At 52.6% G+C, this 6,290-nt stretch carries 6 protein-coding genes and 1 pseudogene; 2 read left to right on the top strand and 5 right to left on the bottom strand.

The features are described from left to right. Nucleotides 1-631: pseudogene (locus tag ACPLUI_RS09745) on the bottom strand (hypothetical protein); the annotation flags it as partial. 265 nt (nucleotides 632-896) lie between these two features. On the opposite strand from ACPLUI_RS09745, the gene ACPLUI_RS09740 reads away from it, so the two are divergent. Continuing rightward, the gene (locus ACPLUI_RS09740; protein WP_424660069.1) at nucleotides 897-1,442 is read left to right on the top strand and encodes a S8 family serine peptidase; all 546 of its coding nucleotides are present in this window, start codon (nucleotides 897-899) and stop codon (nucleotides 1,440-1,442) included. Nucleotides 1,443-1,564: 122 nt separating this feature from the next. Here the strand turns inward: ACPLUI_RS09740 and ACPLUI_RS09735 are convergent, their stop codons facing one another. After that, nucleotides 1,565-1,891, bottom strand: coding sequence for a metal-sensitive transcriptional regulator (locus ACPLUI_RS09735; protein WP_424660068.1), 327 nt, complete (start codon nucleotides 1,889-1,891; stop codon nucleotides 1,565-1,567). Between the two features lie 114 nt (nucleotides 1,892-2,005). Here ACPLUI_RS09735 and ACPLUI_RS09730 point away from each other — a divergent pair, with 114 nt between their 5' ends. Continuing rightward, nucleotides 2,006-2,161, top strand: coding sequence for a hypothetical protein (locus tag ACPLUI_RS09730; RefSeq protein WP_424660067.1), 156 nt, complete (start codon nucleotides 2,006-2,008; stop codon nucleotides 2,159-2,161). 33 nt (nucleotides 2,162-2,194) lie between these two features. On the opposite strand, the gene ACPLUI_RS09725 is transcribed toward ACPLUI_RS09730, so the two are convergent. The 3 genes from ACPLUI_RS09725 to ACPLUI_RS09715 all read right to left on the bottom strand — a co-directional run bounded on the left by ACPLUI_RS09725 (nucleotide 2,195) and on the right by ACPLUI_RS09715 (nucleotide 5,952). After that, on the bottom strand, nucleotides 2,195-3,973 hold the full coding sequence (locus ACPLUI_RS09725) for an HD domain-containing phosphohydrolase (protein WP_424660066.1): 1,779 nt from the start codon (nucleotides 3,971-3,973) through the stop codon (nucleotides 2,195-2,197). Beyond that, nucleotides 3,970-5,109: an FIST signal transduction protein gene (locus ACPLUI_RS09720; RefSeq protein WP_424660065.1), complete on the bottom strand. Its 1,140-nt coding sequence runs from the start codon at nucleotides 5,107-5,109 to the stop codon at nucleotides 3,970-3,972. Before ACPLUI_RS09720 ends, ACPLUI_RS09725 begins: the two co-directional genes overlap by 4 nt. A 183-nt stretch (nucleotides 5,110-5,292) precedes the next feature. Continuing rightward, complete coding sequence (locus ACPLUI_RS09715; protein WP_424660064.1) at nucleotides 5,293-5,952, bottom strand: TMEM165/GDT1 family protein; 660 nt, start codon at nucleotides 5,950-5,952, stop codon at nucleotides 5,293-5,295. Nucleotides 5,953-6,290 lie beyond the last annotated feature (338 nt).

The raw sequence follows: 6,290 nt of genomic DNA, 5'->3' as shown, positions 1-6,290 counted from the left end.
ATACGGAAAAGATGCCGGCGGTCCCGCCGGTTATATATTGATCGGCCAGGCCGTCCACTTTCACCAGAGCGCCTGTTGATAGATACCCCATAAGTAAAATGGGGAGGACAATTTCATTGGCCGGCAGGCCCAGGATAAAGGCCAGCAGGATGAAGCCGTCCAGGCCCAGGGCCCGCCCCAGTGGTTCCAGAAGACCCGCTCCCCGGGCAAGCAGGCTATGGCCTCCCAGACTGGTGTTTGCCAGCAACCATATCAGGGCTCCCGCCGGGGCGGCAACGGTAACTGCCCTGGCCAGAACAAAGACTGTACGGTCCAGGACGGAGCGGACCAGCAATCTACCCACCTGGGGCTGGCGAAGAGGCGGAAGTTCCAGAGTAAAGGTTGCAGGCACCCCTTTAAGGATGGTTCTGGAAAGCAGCCACGAAGTAAGCAGGGTAATCATTATGCCTGCCAGAATGAGCCCTGCAACGGTAAACGCAGCGGCTATAGAGCTGAAGCCCGGGGCTGCCGCCGGCCCGATAAAAATGGAAGCCAGGGCGATGAGAGTGGGAAAACGGCCGTTGCAGGGGACGAAGTTATTGGTCAGCGTTCCAGAACTGCAACGGAAGGAACTGGGGGCGGTATTTTTCACGCGGGTACCTGTTCGGTAAACGGGGACCGCCGCGGCTCACCTTTTCTCTAACGAAGAAAGCGCGGCGGTCAACCCTGGTATATAACGTATATCTGGTATATAACGTATATAATGTAGATAATGTATCTGGTTTCCCAGAGGCCGGAGAATTGCTTTTTATGTGAATCATCTAGAAATTAATGGGACATTGTGGTAAAATTTTCTCACATTAACCCAAAAGAGGAGGATTGGTAAATTAAGAAGGAGTAAGCTGTTTTCCATTATTGTGGGTCTGCTGTTCGCGTTTGCTGCTTTGGGTCTGCCTGTACCCGCCGGAGCGATCATGCCGCCCGCAGGAAACGCAGCAGAACCTGACCGGGTGATTGTCAAGTTTAAGGCTGGTGTAAGTGAAACAGTTATAAGTGAAACAGTTAAAAGAAGTATTCACAGCAGACACGGCGGAAAGGTAATCAGGGATTTGCCTGCTTCCCTGGGTGCGCAGGTAGTTGAAGTGCCTGCGGGGAAAGCTGAAGAAAAGGTGGACGAGTACCAGAAAGAAAGTGCAGTAGAGTTTGCAGAGCCTGATTACGTGGCGAAAGCCCTGGAAATTCCGAATGACCCTTATTTCCCGAAACAGTGGGACATGGACAATATTGGTCAAACCGGCGGGAAGCCGGGCGCGGACATCGAGGCTTACAAAGCCTGGGACGTAACGAGCGGTAATCCATCGGTAGAAATAGCTATTCTGGACAGCGGTATCGACCAGGACCATGAGGACCTGGCCAGCAAAATATCATCGAATGTAAATTTTTACAACCAGTCAAACATTTGATGACTTATTCGGTCACGGGACCCAGGTTGATGCTTACAAGGCTGTGCAATAGCAATAGCTGGGGAAGACGGGGACGGGAAATCCGTCCCGGGTTTTTTGTTGCGGTAAATTGTTCCTTGACTTCAGGAGAACTTCTTGAATATGGCCAGGGATTCGTCCAGTGATTTTTTGATATCCTTGCCTTCCAGCAGGTCTTTTTCTATTTTTTCAACCATATAGCAGGCCAGCACGGTCAGGCCCACCCGGTTGACGGCTGCCTTGATGGCCGCCAGTTGGGTGACAATATCGCCACAGCTGCGGCACTCCTCAATCATCTTGGAGACACCCCTTACCTGCCCCTCTATTTTTTTCAACCTCTGCAACAATTCTCCCTGTAACAGGTGGTGCCCGGACATCGTGTTATCCCGATCCGGTTTCCCGGCTCCGTTCTCCATATAGTTGCTTCCCATTTGTATTCACCCCCCAAATGTACCTCATAGGGTATGTTTATATTATAACAGAAACAGCGGGCAGCAAACAGTGACGGCACATTTCAGGTCAGGTTGCGCCGGAAACCCACATTCGTGGATCAAAGACTCTGCACCGGCTGCCGACAGTGCGAGATGAACTGCAATGTGGCCGTTCCGGACCAGTTTAACTTTGATCTGGTGGCCCGCCGGGCGGTCTATATTCCCTTCCTCCAGGTACCCGGGGCGGTATGGAAGGGCCCGTCCCCATAATGAAATTCAGACTAGACATTTGCCACTATGGTTTCACAACATTTTAAGGAAAATTTCCACCAGGTGAGGGTCGAACCGGGTTCCTGCCCCTTGCCTGAGTTCTGTCATCGCTTCCTCTGGGGACGTGACTTTTTGGCCGGGCCGGCCGGCAGTCATAGCTTCGTAAGCGTTGGCTATGGCAAGAATGCGGCTCGAGAGGTGGATTTCTTCTCCTTTTAGACCCTGCGGATACCCCTGCCCGTCCCACCGCTCGTGGTGCTGCAGGATTGGCTCGGCCACCTGGTTAAGTGCAGGTGAGCACCTGGCAATCCTGTATCCTAATTCGCAGTGGCGTTTTACCTCTTCCTCTTCATCTTTTGTAAGAGGTTTATTTTTGCGCAGGATGTGAGCCGGGAGGCCCACTTTTCCGATGTCGTGCACCTCGGCCAGCAAGATCAGGTTGTCCATCTCCTCGGGGGGAAGGCCTGCTGCCTTCCCCAGGCGCCACGCCAGTTCCTTAACCCGCCTGGCATGCCTTTCTATATGAGGGTAATTCCTGAAAAGCGCTGTCAGGAGGGAACGGCCTACATCGTACCTGTCTGCAGCGCAATGCTGCAACTTGTCACGGTACATTTCATCGTCTGCCTGCCTGTAAGCATCATAAACGGACCTGCGGGGGGTCTCCGTGACACCCACTCCGGCGGAAATGTTGAGCGGAATGATGGAATGACCCCTGTTGAACTTCTCCTGGGTTTCTATTAAGGACGAGCAAGCTTTCTGTGCCGCTTCCCTATCTCTTGCCGGCAGGATGACGACAAACTCGTCACCACCTACCCGGAAAGCCTCTTCTCCGGGGAATACTTCGCGTATCAGCGCGGCTACCTTTTGAAGCAACTCGTCCCCGTGTTTATGACCCAGGCAGTCGTTAACCGGCTTCAACCCGTCTACGTCACACACGATGACGCTTACCGGCCGCACACCTTCTTCATCCAGCTGGCGGATTCTTTGCTCGAAATGATTGCGGTTGTAAAGGCCGGTCAGGCTGTCAAAAATGCTCAAGCGCCTGAGTTCTTCCTCTACTTGCTTTCGCCCGGTTATGTCTATGATCATGCAAAAAGTTTCTTCCACCTTCTCGTCCTGCTTTACAGGGACCAGGGTTAAAAGTACCCACCGCAGGTCTCCTTCCGGCGTTTGAATTTGCCATTCTCCGGCTTCGATAACCTGACCGGTTTCCCACGTCCAGGTAAGGAGCTTTTGAAACTCGGCTGCAGGCCTGATCTGGGTCAGCCAGTAACCATCATTTAGCAGTGCAGCCCGGCCGAGAATTTTTTGCACTTCCCGGTTGTAATGTATAATCCTCCCTTCCTGATTAAAGGATAGGACACCTACCATGGGCATGTTTTCGAAAACCAGCTGGAAACGCTCTCTGAGCTTCTTGTTTTTCCTCTCCCAGATGTGGAGTTGCAGGATATTTGCCAGCCGTCCGGAAAACACGTCCAGCAGGCGGCGTTCGTTCTCCGGGAAATCTTCGCTTTTTTCAAGGTAAAGACTCCCCAGTGGAGGGCACCCCAGTTCCTTAAAGTAAACCCCCTGCGGATTCCGGTTCTGCCCGGACTGTTCCTTGAGAACGCTTGCTTTGTTCCGGCCGAAACCCCAGGTGTAGCGGGTAGATTGTCCCGTATCGTCGTAGAGGACAAGGGCTGCCCGCTGGACACCGAAAAGCCGTATTGTTTTCTCTATTACCTCATCAAAAAGGTCTGCTTCTGAACCGGGCCAGGCAAGCGAGGATATTTCATATAAAAAAGCCAGCTCCAGTGCGCCGGGGCTCATCATTTAGAACCTCCCAGGACAATGAGCAAAGTTTTGTTATGGAAAAGAGGGGGGCCGCTGGAGTAACTGCCCACTTCCCCAAAAGTAAGGAGACCCGCCATGGGCACCCCGCCTGTTATATTCCGGATCGCTTCCAGTTCCCTGGTCGCATGTTCTCCCATTAACAAGCAGCGCGATACGCAGTTGAATATCAGGGCGAACTGGGGAAAGTTCACAGATTTTCCGGCCTGCACGGTTGCCTCACGGGCCGCCCGGCTAAGGCTTTCAGGACTGGTATAGCGCATGAGGTAGGCCACGGTACGGCAGGGTACTTCTGTGGAAAATTCAATCGAGTCGTCTGCACCCAGTTTGAGAGGATCGCGGATAATAAATTTTCCGGTTGAATCGGGTATCCCCAGCGGGTAGCGGACGGCGCAGTCAGGAAACTCTTCGCTCGTTATTCCTCCGAGCCGGCTCGAGTAGACCTGAAAGGCCGGTTGCTCGTCAATTTCAAAGACAATTTTACCTTTTACTTTGGTGATGAGCAGCGGAGAACCGAAAGGCTCCCACCCGTGACTGATGCCGGTAGCAAAGGAACAGCCGGCAACCAGGGCTGCCGCTACCGCTCCGCTGGTTACACCGGTTTCGGTCATCTGGTAAGTCCTGAAGAAGCGCATGTTATCTCCGGTTCCACCGCCTGCATAGGTAAACTGGGAGCCCAGCACGTCGTAAACACCGCGCAGCATCCGGGCAATATTGCCTGCTAGGCCGTCGGGAAACACAAATACAGTACCTTGCTCCGGAGTCGGTTCGCTTAAGAGCCTTTCGGCCAGTTTCCTGCCCGTTTCATCGGCCCGTCCGTGTAGCATTTCTACCAGGGTTGTCCTGGCCGTGATCCCTTCACCGGCGAGCGTTACCACTTCCACACCGTGCCTTTTGATCCCTTCCGGCGTTATGATTCCCGCTCCGGATGCGCCGACCAGTTTTGAAGTCCCCGTTTCGGCCGTCACTGTTTCGAGGACCTCTTCCTGGTTATACCCTTCAGTGGTAAAAAGAAATGTGATAGCGGGCGGTCCCGATCGAGATATGGCGAGCCGTGCTGCTTTCCTGGCAGCTTCCCGGGAGTTTGGATGTAAACTGTACCCCACACCCACATGCATGTACGCAGGACTCCCCTCTTTTCCGGTTCGGCAGCTTGGTAACAATATGGAAATTTTCTGCAAGGATTTGAAAAAACCTCTTTAACATTGATACAAAAAAATTGATACAAAAAGAGGAGTCCACCTGTCAGCAGGGCTCCTCTTTACTAACTAACGGATTAAAATGGAGTATGGTGGGAAATGTTAGAAGCGCTTTTCCATGCGCGGCAATATGTAGAAAAAGAAGAAGGTAAGTAGGCCAATGATAAGTATTCCCAGTACCCAAGCAACGGGGCCAAGGGCCATTCCTCCTTCAATCATGCCCAGTACACCAAAGATAAAGAAAATGCAGGCGGTTCCCACCTTTATTACCCGTTCAGGCAGACGTCTACCCAGGGCCTGTCCCACCCAGATAGCCAATCCATCGGAAAGGACCATGCCCAATGTGGAACCGATCCAGACTGGCAGGAAAGGATGGGTGGTAGCCAGAGTCACTGTGCCCAACATCGTTTTATCTCCGAATTCAGCTAAAAAAAAGGTGATGGTAACCAGCCAGAAGGGGGAGAGTTTACTGTAACGGTTATCTTCTTCCTCATCTAAATTATCTCCACGCAGCGTCCACAGCCCGAACCCGACAAAAGCCAGGCCAGCGAAAAAATGTATCCAGTTTGTGGGTAGCAATCCTCCCACCAGTTCCCCCAGAGCAGCTGAAAAGACATGAACCAGCAGGGTGGCGGTAAAAATCCCGGCCAGAACCGTCGTGGCATTGAAGCGGGTGGCCAGGGTAAGGGAAACCAGCTGGGTCTTATCCCCCAGTTCAGCCAGAAAGATAAGAATTAGTGATAACCAGAAAGCTTCCATCATATAAAACGACCTCCTTTTATTCTCCCCTATGTATTCCGTGGGAAATAAAAAGAGACCTTTACATCCCTTTACGGGTGCAAAGGTCTCGTCAAGCCCGTTTAAGGCCGGTAGAGCCAGGCACAAGGCCAGTATGTTGACTCTACCAATACGACTACTCCCCTTTGGCAACTGTCTCAATTGTAACATGAAGGCCATCTTCCGGCAAGGCCCATTTAGCGTAAAACCGGATCAACGCAATCTCACGGGTTTTCCCCGGTACATGATCAGGGGCTCGATTTCTTCCGCCGCTACGTCGGCCGCCACCACTTCACCGATGAAGAGGGTATGGTCGCCAGCAG

It is taken from the genome of Desulfofundulus sp. (genome assembly GCF_049701015.1).
Taxonomy (GTDB): domain Bacteria; phylum Bacillota; class Desulfotomaculia; order Desulfotomaculales; family Desulfovirgulaceae; genus Desulfofundulus.
The sequence above is the reverse complement of the archived record's forward strand: the minus strand, read 5'-3'. Positions and strand labels throughout refer to the sequence as shown.

Bases quoted from the DNA above. Each gene is read 5' to 3' on its own strand.
- ACPLUI_RS09720 (WP_424660065.1), bottom strand. From the start codon at position 5,109: ATGCATGTGGGTGTGGGGTACAGTTTACATCCAAACTCCCGGGAAGCT.
- ACPLUI_RS09735 (WP_424660068.1), bottom strand. From the start codon at position 1,891: ATGGGAAGCAACTATATGGAGAACGGAGCCGGGAAACCGGATCGGGAT.
- ACPLUI_RS09725 (WP_424660066.1), bottom strand. From the start codon at position 3,973: ATGATGAGCCCCGGCGCACTGGAGCTGGCTTTTTTATATGAAATATCC.
- ACPLUI_RS09715 (WP_424660064.1), bottom strand. From the start codon at position 5,952: ATGATGGAAGCTTTCTGGTTATCACTAATTCTTATCTTTCTGGCTGAA.